This window comes from Lactobacillus sp. 3B(2020), assembly GCF_013487845.1.
Classification (GTDB): Bacteria; Bacillota; Bacilli; order Lactobacillales; family Lactobacillaceae; genus Limosilactobacillus; species Limosilactobacillus alvi.
The window spans coordinates 892327-907848 of sequence record NZ_CP047410.1 but is presented as its reverse complement, the minus strand read 5'-3'; the positions used below and the strand labels follow the sequence as shown (position 1 = coordinate 907848).

27 protein-coding genes and 1 tRNA gene are annotated in these 15522 nt (G+C 40.2%); all 28 read right to left on the bottom strand.

Annotated elements, in window-relative coordinates:
- Positions 1–2: 2 nt before the first annotated feature.
- Complete coding sequence (locus GTO83_RS04595; protein WP_087214739.1) at positions 3–278, bottom strand: hypothetical protein; 276 nt, start codon at positions 276–278, stop codon at positions 3–5.
- A 110-nt stretch (positions 279–388) separates the two neighbouring features.
- Positions 389–799, bottom strand: a complete 411-nt coding sequence (locus tag GTO83_RS04590) for a DUF6096 family protein (protein ID WP_087214741.1) — start codon at positions 797–799, stop codon at positions 389–391.
- A gap of 75 nt (positions 800–874) precedes the next feature.
- Entirely contained in the window at positions 875–1366 is a 492-nt protein-coding gene (locus GTO83_RS04585) for a phage tail tube protein (RefSeq protein WP_019251704.1), read from the bottom strand.
- 5 nt (positions 1367–1371) lie between these two features.
- The gene (locus GTO83_RS04580) at positions 1372–1740 is read right to left on the bottom strand and encodes a hypothetical protein (protein ID WP_085678604.1); all 369 of its coding nucleotides are present in this window, start codon (positions 1738–1740) and stop codon (positions 1372–1374) included.
- Positions 1741–2289 carry an HK97-gp10 family putative phage morphogenesis protein gene (locus GTO83_RS04575; RefSeq protein WP_087214746.1) on the bottom strand — a complete coding sequence of 183 codons (549 nt, stop codon included), beginning with the start codon at positions 2287–2289 and terminating at the stop codon, positions 1741–1743.
- A complete protein-coding gene (locus tag GTO83_RS04570; RefSeq protein ID WP_180871945.1) occupies positions 2282–2635 on the bottom strand; it encodes a hypothetical protein in 354 nt (117 codons plus the stop codon). The genes GTO83_RS04575 and GTO83_RS04570 overlap by 8 nt, the downstream gene beginning before the upstream one ends.
- Positions 2632–2940, bottom strand: coding sequence for a phage head-tail connector protein (locus GTO83_RS04565; protein ID WP_370524341.1), 309 nt, complete (start codon positions 2938–2940; stop codon positions 2632–2634). Before GTO83_RS04565 ends, GTO83_RS04570 begins: the two co-directional genes overlap by 4 nt.
- Positions 2941–2959: 19 nt before the next feature.
- Positions 2960–4009: a major capsid protein gene (locus GTO83_RS04560; RefSeq protein ID WP_180871944.1), complete on the bottom strand. Its 1050-nt coding sequence runs from the start codon at positions 4007–4009 to the stop codon at positions 2960–2962.
- Positions 4010–4026: 17 nt separating this feature from the next.
- Positions 4027–4380: a hypothetical protein gene (locus tag GTO83_RS04555; protein WP_180871943.1), complete on the bottom strand. Its 354-nt coding sequence runs from the start codon at positions 4378–4380 to the stop codon at positions 4027–4029.
- 19 nt (positions 4381–4399) lie between these two features.
- The gene (locus GTO83_RS04550) at positions 4400–5050 is read right to left on the bottom strand and encodes a DUF4355 domain-containing protein (RefSeq protein WP_180871942.1); all 651 of its coding nucleotides are present in this window, start codon (positions 5048–5050) and stop codon (positions 4400–4402) included.
- A gap of 147 nt (positions 5051–5197) precedes the next feature.
- Entirely contained in the window at positions 5198–6262 is a 1065-nt protein-coding gene (locus GTO83_RS04545; RefSeq protein ID WP_180871941.1) for a minor capsid protein, read from the bottom strand.
- 10 nt (positions 6263–6272) lie between these two features.
- Positions 6273–6560 carry a ribosomal-processing cysteine protease Prp gene (locus tag GTO83_RS04540; RefSeq protein ID WP_180871940.1) on the bottom strand — a complete coding sequence of 96 codons (288 nt, stop codon included), beginning with the start codon at positions 6558–6560 and terminating at the stop codon, positions 6273–6275.
- Positions 6496–7989 carry a phage portal protein gene (locus GTO83_RS04535; RefSeq protein WP_180871939.1) on the bottom strand — a complete coding sequence of 498 codons (1494 nt, stop codon included), beginning with the start codon at positions 7987–7989 and terminating at the stop codon, positions 6496–6498. The genes GTO83_RS04540 and GTO83_RS04535 overlap by 65 nt, the downstream gene beginning before the upstream one ends.
- 15 nt (positions 7990–8004) lie before the next feature.
- Positions 8005–9285, bottom strand: coding sequence for a PBSX family phage terminase large subunit (locus GTO83_RS04530; protein ID WP_180871938.1), 1281 nt, complete (start codon positions 9283–9285; stop codon positions 8005–8007).
- Positions 9266–10084 carry a terminase small subunit gene (locus GTO83_RS04525; RefSeq protein ID WP_180871937.1) on the bottom strand — a complete coding sequence of 273 codons (819 nt, stop codon included), beginning with the start codon at positions 10082–10084 and terminating at the stop codon, positions 9266–9268. The genes GTO83_RS04530 and GTO83_RS04525 overlap by 20 nt, the downstream gene beginning before the upstream one ends.
- 62 nt (positions 10085–10146) lie before the next feature.
- Positions 10147–10425, bottom strand: coding sequence for a hypothetical protein (locus GTO83_RS04520; RefSeq protein WP_180871936.1), 279 nt, complete (start codon positions 10423–10425; stop codon positions 10147–10149).
- Between the two features lie 90 nt (positions 10426–10515).
- Positions 10516–10737, bottom strand: a complete 222-nt coding sequence (locus GTO83_RS10870) for a helix-turn-helix domain-containing protein (RefSeq protein ID WP_094536974.1) — start codon at positions 10735–10737, stop codon at positions 10516–10518.
- 149 nt (positions 10738–10886) lie between these two features.
- A complete protein-coding gene (locus GTO83_RS04515) occupies positions 10887–11027 on the bottom strand; it encodes a hypothetical protein (protein ID WP_179226127.1) in 141 nt (46 codons plus the stop codon).
- Between the two features lie 219 nt (positions 11028–11246).
- A complete protein-coding gene (locus GTO83_RS04510) occupies positions 11247–11441 on the bottom strand; it encodes a hypothetical protein (RefSeq protein ID WP_180871935.1) in 195 nt (64 codons plus the stop codon).
- A 77-nt stretch (positions 11442–11518) separates the two neighbouring features.
- Positions 11519–11704, bottom strand: a complete 186-nt coding sequence (locus GTO83_RS04505) for a hypothetical protein (RefSeq protein ID WP_180871934.1) — start codon at positions 11702–11704, stop codon at positions 11519–11521.
- A 674-nt stretch (positions 11705–12378) separates the two neighbouring features.
- Positions 12379–12446: transfer RNA gene (locus tag GTO83_RS04500), tRNA-Tyr, on the bottom strand.
- A 90-nt stretch (positions 12447–12536) separates the two neighbouring features.
- Entirely contained in the window at positions 12537–12998 is a 462-nt protein-coding gene (locus tag GTO83_RS04495) for an ArpU family phage packaging/lysis transcriptional regulator (protein WP_180871933.1), read from the bottom strand.
- A gap of 286 nt (positions 12999–13284) precedes the next feature.
- A complete protein-coding gene (locus tag GTO83_RS04490; RefSeq protein WP_180871932.1) occupies positions 13285–13815 on the bottom strand; it encodes a hypothetical protein in 531 nt (176 codons plus the stop codon).
- Positions 13772–14020, bottom strand: a complete 249-nt coding sequence (locus tag GTO83_RS04485; RefSeq protein ID WP_180871931.1) for a DUF3310 domain-containing protein — start codon at positions 14018–14020, stop codon at positions 13772–13774. Before GTO83_RS04485 ends, GTO83_RS04490 begins: the two co-directional genes overlap by 44 nt.
- Positions 14021–14431, bottom strand: a complete 411-nt coding sequence (locus GTO83_RS04480; RefSeq protein WP_180871930.1) for a hypothetical protein — start codon at positions 14429–14431, stop codon at positions 14021–14023.
- Complete coding sequence (locus GTO83_RS04475; protein ID WP_180871929.1) at positions 14422–14895, bottom strand: nucleoside 2-deoxyribosyltransferase; 474 nt, start codon at positions 14893–14895, stop codon at positions 14422–14424. Before GTO83_RS04475 ends, GTO83_RS04480 begins: the two co-directional genes overlap by 10 nt.
- Complete coding sequence (locus GTO83_RS04470; protein ID WP_180871928.1) at positions 14882–15196, bottom strand: MazG-like family protein; 315 nt, start codon at positions 15194–15196, stop codon at positions 14882–14884. Before GTO83_RS04470 ends, GTO83_RS04475 begins: the two co-directional genes overlap by 14 nt.
- Complete coding sequence (locus GTO83_RS04465; protein WP_180871927.1) at positions 15196–15522, bottom strand: hypothetical protein; 327 nt, start codon at positions 15520–15522, stop codon at positions 15196–15198. Before GTO83_RS04465 ends, GTO83_RS04470 begins: the two co-directional genes overlap by 1 nt.

The window sequence follows — 15522 nt, the reverse complement described above, 5'->3', positions numbered from 1 at the left end:
TACTATTCACCTCCTCCTTTATCTTTATTAAATTGTCTAATTCGTTGAGCTTGTTGCATAAGAATAGCTTGATCTCTCTTCCAATCGGGCTCTTCTTCAGGTGGTTGCTCTATCTGATTCATATCATCCTTAACAAACGGATAAGCTTCTTCTAACTTAGGCATCTTAGCAGGATCATTAATCGCAAATGCTACCAACTCACTTAAACGGTGATCCATGTATGCTTTGGCACGTAAATCATTTAATTCTCGCTTCCTGTTAGCGGCAATCTGCGTCATGATTTCCGCAAAGTCTAAATCCCAGAAATGATCAGCGTCTATTCCTGATTCAACAGCGATTGGGTAAAGATCTTTGAATAAATCTGATACTGTATCGTAATTCTTTTCGTCTACAGCAACTGATCTTGTCCCGCTTCCACTGGATCTAATGTCACTTCGTCCGATTCCGAATTGGTCTTCGATGATTTCTTCTTTTTGCCGAAAAAACCAGACGCTTCAAATAGTTCCATCAATGCATTGAAGAGATCCATCGTGGTATTACCATCATCTAAGTACTTTTCAAAGGCATTCAATACACGTTTATCAGTTACGCCATGATTTTGATTAGCGCCTTGTAATACGATCAGAATTTCATTAACTGGAGGTAGCTTGTTTCCACCTTGAGAGTCCATAAACAAGGACAACATAGACTTACCGAGTCGGCGTTCAATCTTAAATACCTCACGACCGCCGAGCTTTAAGTCAAGTTCCAAATCACCTAATTGCATTGTCTTTGTTGCTTTCTTAACAGTAGTTGTCATATGAATAAATTCTCCTTTAATTTTTATTTGTCACTAAAGATAAACGCGGGAATCGAACCCACGTTTATTAATAAACTAGCCCTTTGGCGTTTCACTACCTGGTGCAGCAGTGAAGTGTGGACCATCAGATACAGTAATAGTAATTGTGTAACCTAATGCACCGTTAACAGCCACAGAAGCAAACTTGATGTTGTATGATCCACGCATTGTAGCAGTCATACCGTCTGGGTAAGTAACTTTCCATTGATATTGTTTCCGGTCACCGGCTTGTTTTAGGGCCTTAGCAAAACTAGCACCCTTATATACAGCTTGGAACTGAACGTTAGAGGCGTTTTGGATCCCTTCAACTTGCTTCCGCCGGTCATCAGCCAAAGTAGTGACATCAACCTTTTCAGTGTCACCACCTAATTCGGGAATAGTCTTGATATCTGCAATTTCTTCCCACGTTGATCCATCTTCTGAACGTTCAAGCTTGGTACCAGTACCAACTAAACCATCAGTGCTATCAACTGCAAATCGTTGTAAGTCTAGCTTCAATAAGTCGCCATAAAATTTTACGTTCTTCATTTATTTCATCCTTTCTGATATACACGTTTACTGGTATTATCGACAATTCCTGTAAAAACAAGAACTACTCGTGTTATTCCATTTAGATCTTGGTCACCAACGCTATTAGAAAAGCCCATTGCTGAAAACTTAGCAATGAGCTCATTTTTTATCTTGGTTAGCGATCCTTTATCGTTATACAAATCAATTGTTATCTGCCATTCAGTATCGGTTTCTTCTTGCCAGTTATTACGAATAAAAGAAGTTTGGGAGGTTTTATAGATAGCAATAGGAAATACGGTAAATTTATCAGGATACGATGGCGAGACGATCTTTAATTCTGGAATAGACTTCAACGTCTTATATACCAGTGCTTTAACATTGTAGATTTCCATTTAACCACCTAATTTATCACGAAGCTCTTGGTCAACTGATTTCTTTATAATCCCAGGCGCTTCCTTAGCTATTCTGTTAGCAGCAGGTGTCATAAATTGTCTTGCTGGTTGTCCGTTGGTTCGATAAAAATACTTGTCTTTAATCTTAACCTTTGGAATTCCATAGATTTTTGTAAGGTCAATTTCAACTTCCTCAGCTGGAATATACCAGGGAGTTTGGCGATAAACAATTGCCACATTAGGTGGGAGCTGCTTACTAGATTGTTCACCAACCTTACCAGTACCAAACTCACGGAAAATAGCAATCATTGACGAATTCCACCAACGACCGACTATTTCATCTCCATCGACTTTTACTTCATGCTTAAAGCTACGAGCAAGTTCACCAGTAGAATATTTGATACTAGATTGCAACTCTTGGACTGCATAGGCTTCGGCTTGTTCAATTGCTGTCTCTTGGCCGTTAACAGTTGCATCTGCTACAACTTGAGGAAGTTTTCGTAGCTTAGTTTTTAACTCATTGAGCCCCACAATCTCACATTCAATCATTTTGCTCATCTCTCTTGATACGTTCTAAAGTAACGTTTTTATGAGTAGAAAACTCTTGAATAGCCGTAATCTTATAATCAGGATCACTAGAACTCGGAACTTTTAGGCAAATACCAAAGCCTTCGCCGTGCCCTTCTGAAAGTAAATCGCCTTGATACTTACATGTCTTAATATATTTAATATCTTTTCCATAAATTTGCGCATTGACCGTACCACCAGCTGATTGAACATTCATCCTAATTGGTTGTGGATCACCCCAGCTAGAAATGCTATAGCCTTCATCATCTTGAGTATTCGTTGGTTCTTTAAGATAAACGGTTGTAAGATCACTTTCTTTTAATCTCATAGCTTCGTCACCTTAGCAATTCGATAGCGGTTTAATCCTTGTCGAATATCTTTTGGAATGCCAGTCTCGAGATAATTAGTTACGCCACCTTCCGAGCGTTGCGTTTCGCCTTCAAGTCCTAGTCGGTTGTAGTTAATGACTGCCAACTTTTTAACATACACACTCATGTTACCAACTAATTCTTTTTGACCCGTATAATCTAGCACCTGAGCATTTGCTTCTTCTACTAGCTCCTTAATTAATTCATCATCCGTAACTTTTAAACGAGCACTTACGGATGGAACCATTTCGGCCACTTGATCCACATTCAGCACCTCCAATTAATTAAAGGACTTTAGCTTGGTATACATTATCAGCGCTAGCAAATGATGGAAGCATAGTTGCCGCTGCTAATACCCAAGTTCCAATTGGGTCTTCGCCGGATTCATAAATCTTAGCCATAACATTACCAACTTCTGATACTTGCGCATTAGTTGAGATCAAGCGGTTTTCTTCGGGAGTTGGTCCATAGATCTTTTCACCTGGTACTTCATCATTAAAGAGAACGATCCGATCTTCTGGGAAGTAAGTTTGTGTTTTAACTTTACCCTTAGCGTCTTCCTCACGATACTTACCAGCATATGCACGAATAACCGGAAGTCCCTGTGCAACCATGAACTGATCTAAATCAGCTTGACCAACAACCCGACCGGTATCTTTACCAAAGATCGCTTCCTTAATTTCAGTACTACGCATTAATGTCCGTAATACCTTCTTAGAGGTCAATGCACGCGTTGGGGTAATGTCGAGCTTATCAGACCAATCTTGTAAGTTTTCAATGATCGAAGCACCACCGCTATCCCAAGTAGTATTACTTGCTAATGCAGTTTGATGCTCTTTTGGAACTTGATAATCAACGGAAATCCCGTTGTCCTTATCAGTAATCTTACCAGTAGCAAACATTTCCATTGTCATCTTTTCGCCACGTGCTTTCACCGCTTGAACCATTGCATCAATATCATTAAATACATATTGCTTTAAGTAGTTAGCTTCGGCATTATTACGTGGATAACGTAACTTGATTAACATTTCTTCGGTAATTTGCATCTTGCGCTTTACATATGCTAATTCAGCAGTCATCTTACTTGCTTCACGACTACCGATTTCGGCTTCGGCATCAAAGGCTGAATAGCTAGCAATTGTTGGGACACGACTACCAGCTTTTAAGATATCGACTTCGAGTGTTGGAACCTTAGTTGCTGGAAATAAAGTATCACCTAACATATCTGGATATTGACGATTACGAGTATAATCAAGCACCGTATTCTGATCGAACATATCAAGAATTGGTGTGGCAAAACGTTGTAAATCTAGCTTAAGTGTTTGCTTATTCATCTATTATCTCCTCCTCACTACACTTTTGGATCTGCTGTGGTAGTATCTAAATCCTTAAAGTGAATTGCTGTCATTGCTTTAATTGCATCTGCTGATGGAGTTGGAGTTAATCGTTGACTTAATACCCAACCTTCACGCATAACAGCTACCATTTGATTAGAACCATCTTCTGATACATATACATCATTAACAGTAATACCAACCGCCTTTGCGTCATTAGTTGGATATACTGTCCCAGCAGGTACATACTTGCGTCCTAAGTCATCAGTTTGGACATTGTAATTGTCCTTGTTAATTGTTTCAGGGAAAGCAGTGAACTTCTCAGAAGCAAGGAAGTTTAATTGCTTACCATCTTGAAATCGTGTGTACATTAATTGTCATTCTCCTTTCTTATTTCCAAAAATCACTTTCAGATTTATTAGCACTATTAGCCTTTTCAGCATAAAGCTCACCAGCCGATTTATGAGTCAAATTATCATCCGTACTCTTAGGTGTTCGTGAGCCTTGTGCTAACCGAGTTTCAACGGCATCGTGAACAGCGCTACGAAATACTTCGCTTACCCGTTCATACGTTTCGTTCATATTGTCTTCGCTAGCTAGAACATCATCAAAGACATCAACTAAACCGGTTGGCAAACCATCATCAACTAAACGAGAAGCAAGCTTGCTCCGATTCTCACGCTTAGTAACATCAGCTTCACGAGCAGATAAAGCTTCTTCCCGTTGCTTGAAGTCATCCTCACGTCGTTCTTCTTCGGTCATGTTCTTGCGATCCTTAGCTTTCTTTGCCTTATCGCTTTGTTCCTTTTCCCAGTTAGCCTTAGCAGTCCCTAACGCCTTGTCTAACTTCTTATCAAAATAAGAATCCAATTCTGACTGGGTCTGGAACGTCATGAAAGGCTTATTTTGCGTATCAGAATCATCATTAGTATCCGTTGCTTCATTTCCTGTATCAGCACCTCCTTTTCCATCTTGTCCTTCATCTGCAAACCGCTGTAAGTTCAGCTTTAGCAAATTGCTATAAAACTTTGCTTTTTCCATAGATATAATCCTTTCTACCCATGCACACTTGAATTTATGACTGCACGAAAAAAGCCACTCCATATTTCTACACAATGACTTCTAAAAGTGTGTCTTCAAGCCCACACACGTATTCAATTATTGAAGTAGTTTCATGACGTGCTTAGGTCAAGATTTATTGTTACCTAGATAGATTACAGGCACAGTTCGACAAAACGGATGCAAAGGTGGCACATTCTTACCAATAACTGCATCAGATACGTTAAAAATTTTATTATTAATTGCTCGACATATCTTACTGGTTCGACTATCAAGAACAGCAATTAACTGATATTGCTTAACTCCCCGTTTCTTCCAGCTATCAAGCTTTACCTTAGAGTAAAAATAATTAGCTTCGGTTCTGATTAATCGACTAGCATTGAAACGACTTGTATTAAACTCATCTTCAATTTGCTTAATCATTTCTCGTTCAGACATTCCGCTTAACTCTTTAGCCGTAAATAATTTTTGCAAGCGTTCAGCAAGCTTATCAGTATTATCCCAAATACGTGATGAAAAGTTTTTGCCTTCCCATCTGGAATTTAATGCTGCCTCCACATAACGATTAGGTAGCTCAGTGATTTTCGACTTCGGTACGTCTTGTTCCATCGATACCGTTGCAATCTTCTTATCAGTCTTAGGGTTCTTGATAACGATTTTATTTTCTTTAGATTCTAAGGCTGGTTTTGTTTTATTAGGGAGCTTGTAATCTTTTACTTTATCATATACGGCTCCTTGCTTTTCGACTTCGGACCAGGTTCTTTTCATTACATCAGTATGCAATTTAATATTCTGATCCAATTCAACGTCTCCAACATTTTTAGCAACTATATACGCTTTGACTTGTAACTCTTCCAGTCGGGTAATTCTGCTCTTAGCGGCTAATTGATTTAAGTAATTATCAACAGCCTTCTTACTTTCTTTATCGACAATATTGCTTGCTAACGCTTGTAAGGTTACCAGCTCAGATGGTGAGATGTGCGATGACATGATCGTTGCCACTTCATCGGCAGTAATGTCAGCATAAAAATAGCGACGATAAATCTTTTGGACCTCGTTGCTTAAATATGCTTGTGCTTTCTGATACGCAGCGTTAATAACTTTTAGGCGTTTGGTTGCTTCATCCTGGTTCTTTTGTTCATCTTGCAAGTCTCGCAATTGCCAATAGTTGAATTTATTTTTATCAACTTTCATAGGCTTTCACCTACAAAACAGTGATGTATTGACCGTATTGTTCCACAAGCTGATTAACTGTATTCTCAAACGCGTTTAGCAAAGTTTTATCTTCAATGCGTTCACTATTTGTAAATACAGCCGTCAGAGTTCCATTCTCATCATTTACAGCCACGTTAGTACAATTATTAACCGTATGAGTTAGCAAGGTAGAAAACGAAGCACAGACGATATCAGAGCCTTTTACACTATACTCAGCGTGTCCGCTTGCTATGATTGTCGTCTTGTTCTGTTCCTTTTGGATCTTCACTCGAATCATCTTGACTATCCTCCAATTCTAAACGGTCTGGATCTTGTCGCTGTAACGCTTGCTGGTTCTTTTTGATGTTATCAGCATCTTGTTGAGCCATTTCATCAATAACTTCTTGAACATCCCCAACTTGTGGAAGCCAACTATAAGTAATCTTGCGTGGAAGAATACCGTCAGCGTTTTTAATGTTATTAACCACATCAGACAAGTTGACGGGAATGTTTGGTGTTAACGATATATCACAACCATCAACATCCGAATTGCCACCTTTAATATTAACGATGGTTTGGATCAGTTTTAATCGCCGGTGCAAGCCATCGAAGAAGTAACGCTTCTTAATTGAAATAAGATTTTCAAGCCCAAACAGCTTAAATTTCATTGCTTCACCAGATACGTTCCCCATAAACTTTTCATCGTTCATATTCGGAACGTATGAAATTTTGTGAATATCATTTTCAATTGATTGGCTAAGCAAGTTAACCTGTGTTTCATCGAAAGTCTTAGTTAACCATTCAACATCAGCCCCATCGTCACGAGAAGGTGCATTAATAACACCATTCTTCAACGCTTCAATACTGTCTTCATCCTCTTCTAATCCGAAGCCAAATGTAACAAGGATTGCATCAACAAAAGCTTCTTTATCAGAAATTCGATCAGTTTGGAGGAGGTTATAAGCATCAATCAACGAGATTAGTTGTTCAAAATCACCCTGTCGTTCTTCATTATTTCGATACTCAATTAATGGAACTGCATTGAACAAGTTATCGTATTCGTCAACGATTTGATCATCTGTCGATACTTCCATTCCTACTTCAGTGCGATATTCTACAATCTTTTTTGGCATGTAGACCGTGACACTATAACCATCATTCTGTCCGCTCAAATTTTTCTTTGCTTGAACAAAAACACCAAATAAAGGGTCGTGTTCAACCGTATCATCAGTAACAATAATTGCGGCACGTGGATCAACAGCTTCTACTCGTAATTCAGTATTAGGAGTAATCTTTTCATTACCAAGGTCATCAATGCTAATAGTTGGCTCAATCGTTTTAAGATAAAGCAATTCATAACCATACCCAAACACAGATAAGTCTTTTTCAAGCTCAATATCGTGCTTATGGATATCAATCTTTTCTAGTGCTTCTAACACATCATCAATATTCTTACCTTTCTTGGCGGTATATTTAACCGGATTACCAGTCATAAAGCCAACATTCATATCAGTGATGTACTTAGCATGATTAATCATAACGTTAGAAGCCTTAACTTTAGCATTCTCAAAGCGATGGTTATTAACTTCTTGATTCCCATTATAATAATCAGCAAGTTTATCTAACCTACCTTGTCGTTCTTTCAACTTACAAATTGCATAGTTGATTGCTTCAAGATTTGGCTTGTTAACATCCCCAAGTAATTCTCTATCAATTGCAACAGCCACATAAACACCTTCTTTCTATAACCCACGAACATGTGGACGTTTAGTAATCTTTGCAGTGAAGCCTTTATGGATAACCATGTAAACGAAATAACGCATAGCATCGCAAGCATGATCATGTTCTTTCACTGGTTTATCTTCACCACGTTCAGCTGCTTTTTCATCCCATACATAGCTGGATAATTCTTTAAATAAATTAGGACATTGATTGCTAAATAGTATCTTGCCTTCGTTCATCGCCGTTTGAGTAACACGAATACCATCCACCACATCATTCTTTGCCTTTTGTACTCGGAAACCATTATTCCGTAACACAGCAATAAAAGAAGCAGCAGACGGGTCAATGATAATCTTTGCGTGAATATTACCAAGAAACTTCTTAAGCTCCTGGCAATACTGCTCATCTGTCTTTTGGTGAGCAGTTGCACGTCCTGAATAGTAATATTCCTTAACTAAGTACCAAGCGCCATGATTACGCCCCCACAATAAAAATACTGTTGGGTTTTGTGTACCGTAGTCGCATGATACATAATATTTTTCAAAGTGATTAGGCAATTCATTAACTACCATCGTGTCGCGATCAAAGTTGTCATAGATAACCCCTTCTGACATTACCCACAGCCCTAAGATGTAACGTTGATAGAATAAACCGGAATACATTCGGTTATAACGATTAATCGTTTCTTGTGCCAATGACGGATTATCCTGCATCATAAAATGAAGTCGTAACGCCCGCTTATCTTTCATTTGGTCAATCCATTCTAGTTTGAACCAATGGTAAGGTCCTTCGGGGTTGCAGTTAAACCACATCTTAGAACCTGTTACCGAACAACGAGCTGTTGCCTGATTAACAAATGACTGTGGCATCAAAGCAACTTCATCAAAAAAGAACCCAGCCAAAGTAATACCTTGAACTAGGTCCTGTGATGCTTCATCTTTACCACCAAAGATAAAGTAATAATTTGTATGACCATTCTTGCTGATCGTTAGCATATTATCTGATCTTGAATCGTGAATAGCATACCCTTCGCTTTCTAACATGCTTCGCAATGGTCTTAGCACGTTACGCCTAAATGATCCAATTGTTTTACCAGCCATCCCAAACTGCTGACCATTGAATTGGGTCATTGACCATAGCACGTATGACAATGACATCACAACTGTCTTACCTGCACGAACGGAGCCATCACAAATAATGGCTTCATAACTCTTTAATTCATCATTAGCCCACCAGCTAAGAACTTGAAGTTGCTTTTGGCTGAATGGAGTAAATGGAAATCTACCCTTTATCGTCTTCATTCTTCTTATCACTCCATATCTTTTGCAATCCCTTATTAAGTGCTGTGAGTAATGAATTAGTACTCTCATCATCAATTTCTGGCTCTGGTAAGCGATCAAGCAATAGTTGCAATGCCTTCTGCTGATCCATAAGTTCAACAACCACACCGTCACGGCCAATGCTAACTTTTTTCAATAATGAGGTATCAACTTCCTCTTTATCCTTTAAGTTAACAAATGACCGTGTATACTTCCTATAATCACCAGTCTCTGGGTCAAAAACAGGCATCCCCTTAGCATCCACTTCTATTACCTCTTCACTTCCAAAGTCGATATAATCGCCGTAATCAGCGAAGGCTTGCTTTGCTATCTGCTTTAAGATGTCATTAGCATCTAAATACAAATCCTGTGACTGCTGCTTTTTAAGCTCAGCGAGATAATTTTTAATGCGAGCATTTGCAAGCAATCTCGGTCCGTTAGTCCGAGCTGTATCATAACTTCCACCATACGCTTTCTGATAAGCCCAAGTCGCATTGTATCGTTGCAAATAGTACAAACAAAAGGCTCTTTGCTTATCAGTAAGTTCATCACTATCTGGCAATTCTGGAGGCGGTAACGACGGTGCAACCTTTTCTTGTTTTGTACGCGTACTTTTTGCTTTTGTATGCATACTTTTCTTCTTGGTTGCATTATTTCGTTGCCATTTATTCCTAGTCTTCCACGACTTAACTGTACTAAGCGCAACACCATATTTCTTGGCAATGTCCTTATACTTCATCCCAGCTAAGTAATCCGCCTTAGCTTCTTCCATCTTACTCATGGCATACCACCACACCACCTTTCTAATCGCAAAATAAAAACGACCATCAAACTGACAGTCGTCTATAATACTTTATTCAAATAGTCTCGTAATTTTTCAGCATTATCTTTAGACAACTTAAAAACCGTTTGTTGGTCGTCCTGCTCTCGTACGCCTTGACGCATATTAGGGTAATAGAGATTAGTTAATAAGATATCAATACTATCAGGTTGTTTAAGAAAGCTAATTTCTGCTTCCATTCCCAAATGATCATCAATCTTATACTTATACATTGCATTAAACCAATCATCATTAATATCTAAAAAATGATTTTTAACATTCTTAAATGACTTTCTATGCATCCTTTACCTCTCATAATTGATTCAACCACTCTTATCACCTAACTCACAGATAAGCTAGTCGATAGATATATACCACATGGCGCCATTGTACTAATCATTATTCTGTTTTCGTGGATCCTTAGTACCAGTGATTGCTTCCATTCCCTCGGTAGTAACTATCCATTGCTTTCCAAACTTTCTTATAGATCCATTTGGAAATTTATCCGGGTTCTGCTGGTAAGTTCTCCTTACATAGTTTTCAGCATGGCCCCAGATTATGGACGCTTCTTTAGCATCCATAATATCTGGAGTATTCAAGTTTATCCTAGCCATACGCGTACAGCCCCATAGACAACCCATGCCACTACACCAGTAATCAAAGCAAGTTTAATACTTTTGCGATACTTCTTTCCTTGTTTACTCATGATAAAATAGAATATAGCAAAGCGGGCGAGGCTCTCACCTCAACCCTTTGTTATTGTTTATTTAAGGAAATGCTTAACGACTATTTTAATTGTTTCTGCAATCGGATAAGCAGGTACTGCCCATGCAGCTATTGCCGCCCACTTTGTAGCTTCAACTTTGTCGTTCTGCTTTTCCTTTTTCTTTTTATGTTTTGCCATATTCCTATCCTCCTTTCACTTATTATAATAGTACTATACCGTACATAAGTCAAGCGAATTAGAGGGAAAACTATTTATTTTCGTGTACTTTAAAAGCCGACAAGCGTTGACCTGTCGGCTTTTTCTTTGCTAATCGTTTCTTAGTTCGTTCAGCACGACATAACATTAAATACTCTTGCCTGCTAGCAACTAATCCAAATCGTTTAGTTTGATACATTGCTAGATTTCCCAATAGATACGTAAGTCAAGAGCTCGTTTGTATGTTTTCATAGAATCTTTTTGGATTTTCAAAATCATTTTGTCATCTTCATCAAGTTTCTTAAAAGCATCGCTCTTCATGAATTCCGAGAGCTTTTTAAGCTTATCCGAAAGCTCATCTCTCTCAACTACCAATCTTTTAACATGTTCTTCCATAGGTATTTGATCTCCTTACATCTTCATAACTATATCCAATTACATAAAAAGCCCAGTTCTAATAACCAGGCTTAAAATTATTTATCTTTGCTGTTTTCGCTAGAGCTTAAGATGCCAGTAAATACATGATCTGCCATTTTATATGCTTCAACCTCTGATTCTGTTTCCTTACGTGCAGAATCTAATAGCACACTATAAATCATTACCATTTGGCGTAATCCATCAACCATTACAGGTGTATAAGACATTTTTTCAATAAACATTGCAGTCACTCCTAATTTTTTATTAATGAGCTTCTAGCATATAAGTCACTAAATAAATAATCAAAAATTCGACAATTAGCGATGTAACAAATAAACCAACGCCAATGAGTGTTGGCTTAATTAATAGGGCTCCAATAAACATAACTGGAACCATTAACATAGCAATAAATTTCATGAACAACAAAATTCACCCTTTCCAAATAAAAAAGCCCAGCCGTTAAGCTGAGCTGTGGCCCATAACTGGGCAAACCATCTAAACTCGTAGCGGGGATTTGCACCCCAAGGCACCTAATTTAAACGCGTTATACCTTCATTCAGAAAAAGGAGGACCGGCAGTACCGGTTGTTTTCATTAATACTAATCCATCTGCGTAAACAAATCACCATTGAAACCTTGATTGTAAATGTAAACGTGCCACTACGAGGTAACCGGAGCAACAAATCGTAAAGGGGGAGGCTCTCACCTCCTGATAATATTAAATGCTAGGTAGTATGCTCCGGAGGCTAGGCTGTTGCTATACAAAGTAGGCTTACCACACCTCCGTGTTAAGTCACTTTTCAGTCCAGCAATGCCCAAGCGACGGATTCGAACCGTACTTTTGCCAGCAAGGTATCGCTTCATAACCTCACTGCCCCACCTGGGAACTTGGCACCCGCCTTGTCGAGTAGGCGGAATGACGATGCCCGGAATCGAACCGGGATCTTCAGGTTACACCTGTTGCTCGCCCATTGAGCTACACCGCTACCGGAAAAATTGGAGTATCTATCCAAACCATTGGACAATAACACTATAACGCGGTTTTCCGGTCTATGAGTCCGGTCATAGTCCGCTCTCAGTCCGCTTTTAGTCCGTTTTGAGTCCGATTTTTGTTATGGATTTCTAGATCATCAAGTGCATATGCCTCGGCGAATTGCCTCAGCGCCTTTGGTTTGATCCGTTTGAAATACTGGCTGCGTTGATACCCGATCGCCATGTAACAAGCGGAATCTGAGTAGCCTTGTAGATACAGCAAATCCAAGACCTCGCGACTAAATGCATCGCACCGATAGATCGCATCAACCGTCGCCTTGACCACTTGCTGGGCATAAGACCGTTGGATAATCCGTTGCTCTAAGGGATTGCCTACTGGTGCCCCCTTAGGCATGTCGGTAATTTGAGGCGACTGGATACCGCTAAGATCTTTGCCAGCCATCCGCTTAGCACGCGGGTAGATCCGGGTTAAAAAATGCTTAACGTTGGCCTCAGTCGCCTTGTAATCAATATCATCGTCCAATAGAAATTGTTGTTCGTACATAACCTACCCCACATGCTATAATTAATTTGATGTGTGGTCTGCCTGTAAGGGTAGGCTTTTTCTTTTTGCTTTTCAGCGAAAATAATGTACCTCGTAGCAAATGGCGATGATAAATACGATTACCGTTACAATCGTCAATAGTAAGTCCATTTGCCGTTCCCGCTTGCTTGGTCGTTGTTGCCGCATCATCAAATCCTCCATCTGCCTCACCTCATCACAACACCAACCAGGTACCCAGCCACAAAGGAGAGCAGGGCCAAACCCGTAAATTCAAGCCAAAAATATTTCATTGCATACCTCCGTCATTCTGGTACCATAACATTCGCTTTGCCTGTAAGTGCCCGTAAATCATTGGTGGATTTTCCCGCTGGGTTAACATTACTTGGAGCCGTTTAAACGGAATCCCGATCGCTTTAGCTGCTGCACCCGGAGTAGGGAAAATCTTAATCCCACCACTAATCGAATCCTCGACAATTACCTTGGTGTATTGTCGCTGATAATGCTGTTGTAGGCGTTTGAGTTCCTCGTGAGTAGCGACAAAACGACTCATCGTTGACGTTGCAACGTGCATTTGTTGGGCCAGGACTTTATTTTGCGGATTTTCCCGCATCATTCGAGCAATCTGGCGGATCGTGGCTTCGCTGTCAAAGACCTCGTGCGTTTTAGTGCGTAGTTTTAATAGGACTTGGTAATCCGGATCACTTAACGGGATTATCTCCTCTAATCGGTGGACCTCATTTGTCCACGCTGCTGGATATTTGTCCTGCAAACGATCAATCGCCTTGGTAATTTCGAGTTTTGCGTTGAAATTTGTCATTGGCGGTTGCCTCCTCATACTTGATCAACCGGTCAAGATACGTCTTGGCTTTTTCAAGGTCTTCCAGCCCGTTCTTGTTTTGGTGGCGGACCGTGTACTTGATAATGTTGCCCATGTAAAACGATTCGACGTGTGGGATCAGCCCAGCTTCAAACATATCGTTTAAATCTTGACCATTCTTCATTTTGTAGTAACTTGGGTTCATTTAAAGTATCTCTCCTAACCGATAGATAAAAATCCATACGACGACAGCAAACTCAACCAGCGTATATGCAGTAGTGAGTGCTAGATACCAACGCTTACGATACAGGTCACGGTGGAGCACGGGGACGGTAAAGAACACAGTTACCGTGTTAATTACTGCCAGAACAATAATCGCATCCTTCAGCACCGGATTGGCTAGGTTAATGCCTAACAAGATCAGCATCAACGTAAACACCATTTCAAGGATTGCCGCAACTACCGCTACAACCAGTTGTGCTATCACTCGTTCCTTATCATAGTAAGCAGCAAATAGATCAGGAACTTTATCGGGATTCCGTAAAGCTGCAAAGTTAACCATCGACAGGCAAAGCACTAACATCAGCATAAATGCCGTATACCAAATCATAACCATCGTTCCACCTCCTCCACAATTTCATCCCAGGTCTGAATCCCCTTCGGATTTAAGGATAAGATCGCCCCGTACAGGTATTGATTAATTGACGTCGACCGCCGATCACCGGTCTCCGGAATATTAGTCCGGCGGATGTCATAGCTATGGAAATATATTGGTGGGAAAAACGCCTTATTTCGCATCCGTTGGGCCATCTGTCCAATCTCCACACAGGTACCAACGTTGGTATTGGCGACCTCGAAAATAATGATGTCAGCCTCCTCCATACCAATCGTGTCGTGCTCAAAAATCAATTCCGCCAGGTGGTCATTACTTTCCTGGGTTTGGTGTTGCTTATCGTTGATTTCTTTATCCTCTTGTGGTGACCAGACCTCAAAGCCCATTGCCCGCAGCTGGGCGTTTTCCTTGGCTTTTTGGGCCTGCGTCGCCACGCTGAGCATGTCGCCCCCGTTATAGATCAGCATTTGTCAGATCCTCCGCCTTAATAAACGTGCCGTCTACCGTCCGACCTTTGCGATCGACAATCACCTTCCAGGCTGATTCTAAGCACTTGGTTGGATCTAATCCTTCCATTTGGGCTAACAGGATCACCGTGACTAAGGTATCGCCGATCGAGTCAATCAGCTTCAGTCGGTCCTGCTTGTTGATTGCTGCGGACAGTTCACCGACTTCTTCCATTACTTTCATGGTTTGGGCTTTCGGGTCGGCTAGGTTGCGTTGCTTGCGCCATTCGTCCAGGCGCAGGGTTAGTTGTTCAAAGGTCATTATTTAATCCACCCCCGTCGGTAGAATTCCATGTAAGCATAGCTTTGCAACATCGCTTGCAATAGGTTGTAAAAATCTTGTGGTTTATTTGAGCTCGTAAACATCACCTCGCCGTCAAACTCAACGCTCCAGCGTTTAGTAATGGCGGCCATAACTTCGTCACGATTATCAATTCCCATCAAGTTAAAATCTACATAACCATCATCGTTAAAGCTGCCATCATTGTATTCGACAATATCTACTTCGTCACCGATGTCATCAGTCAAATTAAGATAATAGACTGTTCCGTAGCCATGCTTAACAGTCCGATTGATTAGTTTCTCCAT

Bases quoted from the DNA above. Each gene is read 5' to 3' on its own strand.
- GTO83_RS04555 (WP_180871943.1), bottom strand. From the start codon at position 4,380: ATGTACACACGATTTCAAGATGGTAAGCAATTAAACTTCCTTGCTTCT.
- GTO83_RS04520 (WP_180871936.1), bottom strand. From the start codon at position 10,425: ATGCATAGAAAGTCATTTAAGAATGTTAAAAATCATTTTTTAGATATT.
- GTO83_RS04595 (WP_087214739.1), bottom strand. From the start codon at position 278: ATGACGCAGATTGCCGCTAACAGGAAGCGAGAATTAAATGATTTACGT.
- GTO83_RS04585 (WP_019251704.1), bottom strand. From the start codon at position 1,366: ATGAAGAACGTAAAATTTTATGGCGACTTATTGAAGCTAGACTTACAA.
- GTO83_RS04540 (WP_180871940.1), bottom strand. From the start codon at position 6,560: ATGATTCGAGTGAAGATCCAAAAGGAACAGAACAAGACGACAATCATA.
- GTO83_RS04515 (WP_179226127.1), bottom strand. From the start codon at position 11,027: ATGGCAAAACATAAAAAGAAAAAGGAAAAGCAGAACGACAAAGTTGAA.
- GTO83_RS04470 (WP_180871928.1), bottom strand. From the start codon at position 15,196: ATGACCTTTGAACAACTAACCCTGCGCCTGGACGAATGGCGCAAGCAA.
- GTO83_RS04490 (WP_180871932.1), bottom strand. From the start codon at position 13,815: ATGACAAATTTCAACGCAAAACTCGAAATTACCAAGGCGATTGATCGT.
- GTO83_RS04590 (WP_087214741.1), bottom strand. From the start codon at position 799: ATGACAACTACTGTTAAGAAAGCAACAAAGACAATGCAATTAGGTGAT.
- GTO83_RS04525 (WP_180871937.1), bottom strand. From the start codon at position 10,084: ATGAGTAAGATGGAAGAAGCTAAGGCGGATTACTTAGCTGGGATGAAG.
- GTO83_RS04485 (WP_180871931.1), bottom strand. From the start codon at position 14,020: ATGAACCCAAGTTACTACAAAATGAAGAATGGTCAAGATTTAAACGAT.
- GTO83_RS04465 (WP_180871927.1), bottom strand. From the start codon at position 15,522: ATGGAGAAACTAATCAATCGGACTGTTAAGCATGGCTACGGAACAGTC.
- GTO83_RS04495 (WP_180871933.1), bottom strand. From the start codon at position 12,998: ATGTACGAACAACAATTTCTATTGGACGATGATATTGATTACAAGGCG.
- GTO83_RS04510 (WP_180871935.1), bottom strand. From the start codon at position 11,441: ATGGAAGAACATGTTAAAAGATTGGTAGTTGAGAGAGATGAGCTTTCG.
- GTO83_RS04505 (WP_180871934.1), bottom strand. From the start codon at position 11,704: ATGTTTATTGAAAAAATGTCTTATACACCTGTAATGGTTGATGGATTA.
- GTO83_RS04530 (WP_180871938.1), bottom strand. From the start codon at position 9,285: ATGAAGACGATAAAGGGTAGATTTCCATTTACTCCATTCAGCCAAAAG.
- GTO83_RS04575 (WP_087214746.1), bottom strand. From the start codon at position 2,289: ATGATTGAATGTGAGATTGTGGGGCTCAATGAGTTAAAAACTAAGCTA.
- GTO83_RS04475 (WP_180871929.1), bottom strand. From the start codon at position 14,895: ATGCTGATCTATAACGGGGGCGACATGCTCAGCGTGGCGACGCAGGCC.
- GTO83_RS10870 (WP_094536974.1), bottom strand. From the start codon at position 10,737: ATGGCTAGGATAAACTTGAATACTCCAGATATTATGGATGCTAAAGAA.
- GTO83_RS04550 (WP_180871942.1), bottom strand. From the start codon at position 5,050: ATGGAAAAAGCAAAGTTTTATAGCAATTTGCTAAAGCTGAACTTACAG.
- GTO83_RS04545 (WP_180871941.1), bottom strand. From the start codon at position 6,262: ATGAAAGTTGATAAAAATAAATTCAACTATTGGCAATTGCGAGACTTG.
- GTO83_RS04560 (WP_180871944.1), bottom strand. From the start codon at position 4,009: ATGAATAAGCAAACACTTAAGCTAGATTTACAACGTTTTGCCACACCA.
- GTO83_RS04570 (WP_180871945.1), bottom strand. From the start codon at position 2,635: ATGAGATTAAAAGAAAGTGATCTTACAACCGTTTATCTTAAAGAACCA.
- GTO83_RS04480 (WP_180871930.1), bottom strand. From the start codon at position 14,431: ATGGTTATGATTTGGTATACGGCATTTATGCTGATGTTAGTGCTTTGC.
- GTO83_RS04580 (WP_085678604.1), bottom strand. From the start codon at position 1,740: ATGGAAATCTACAATGTTAAAGCACTGGTATATAAGACGTTGAAGTCT.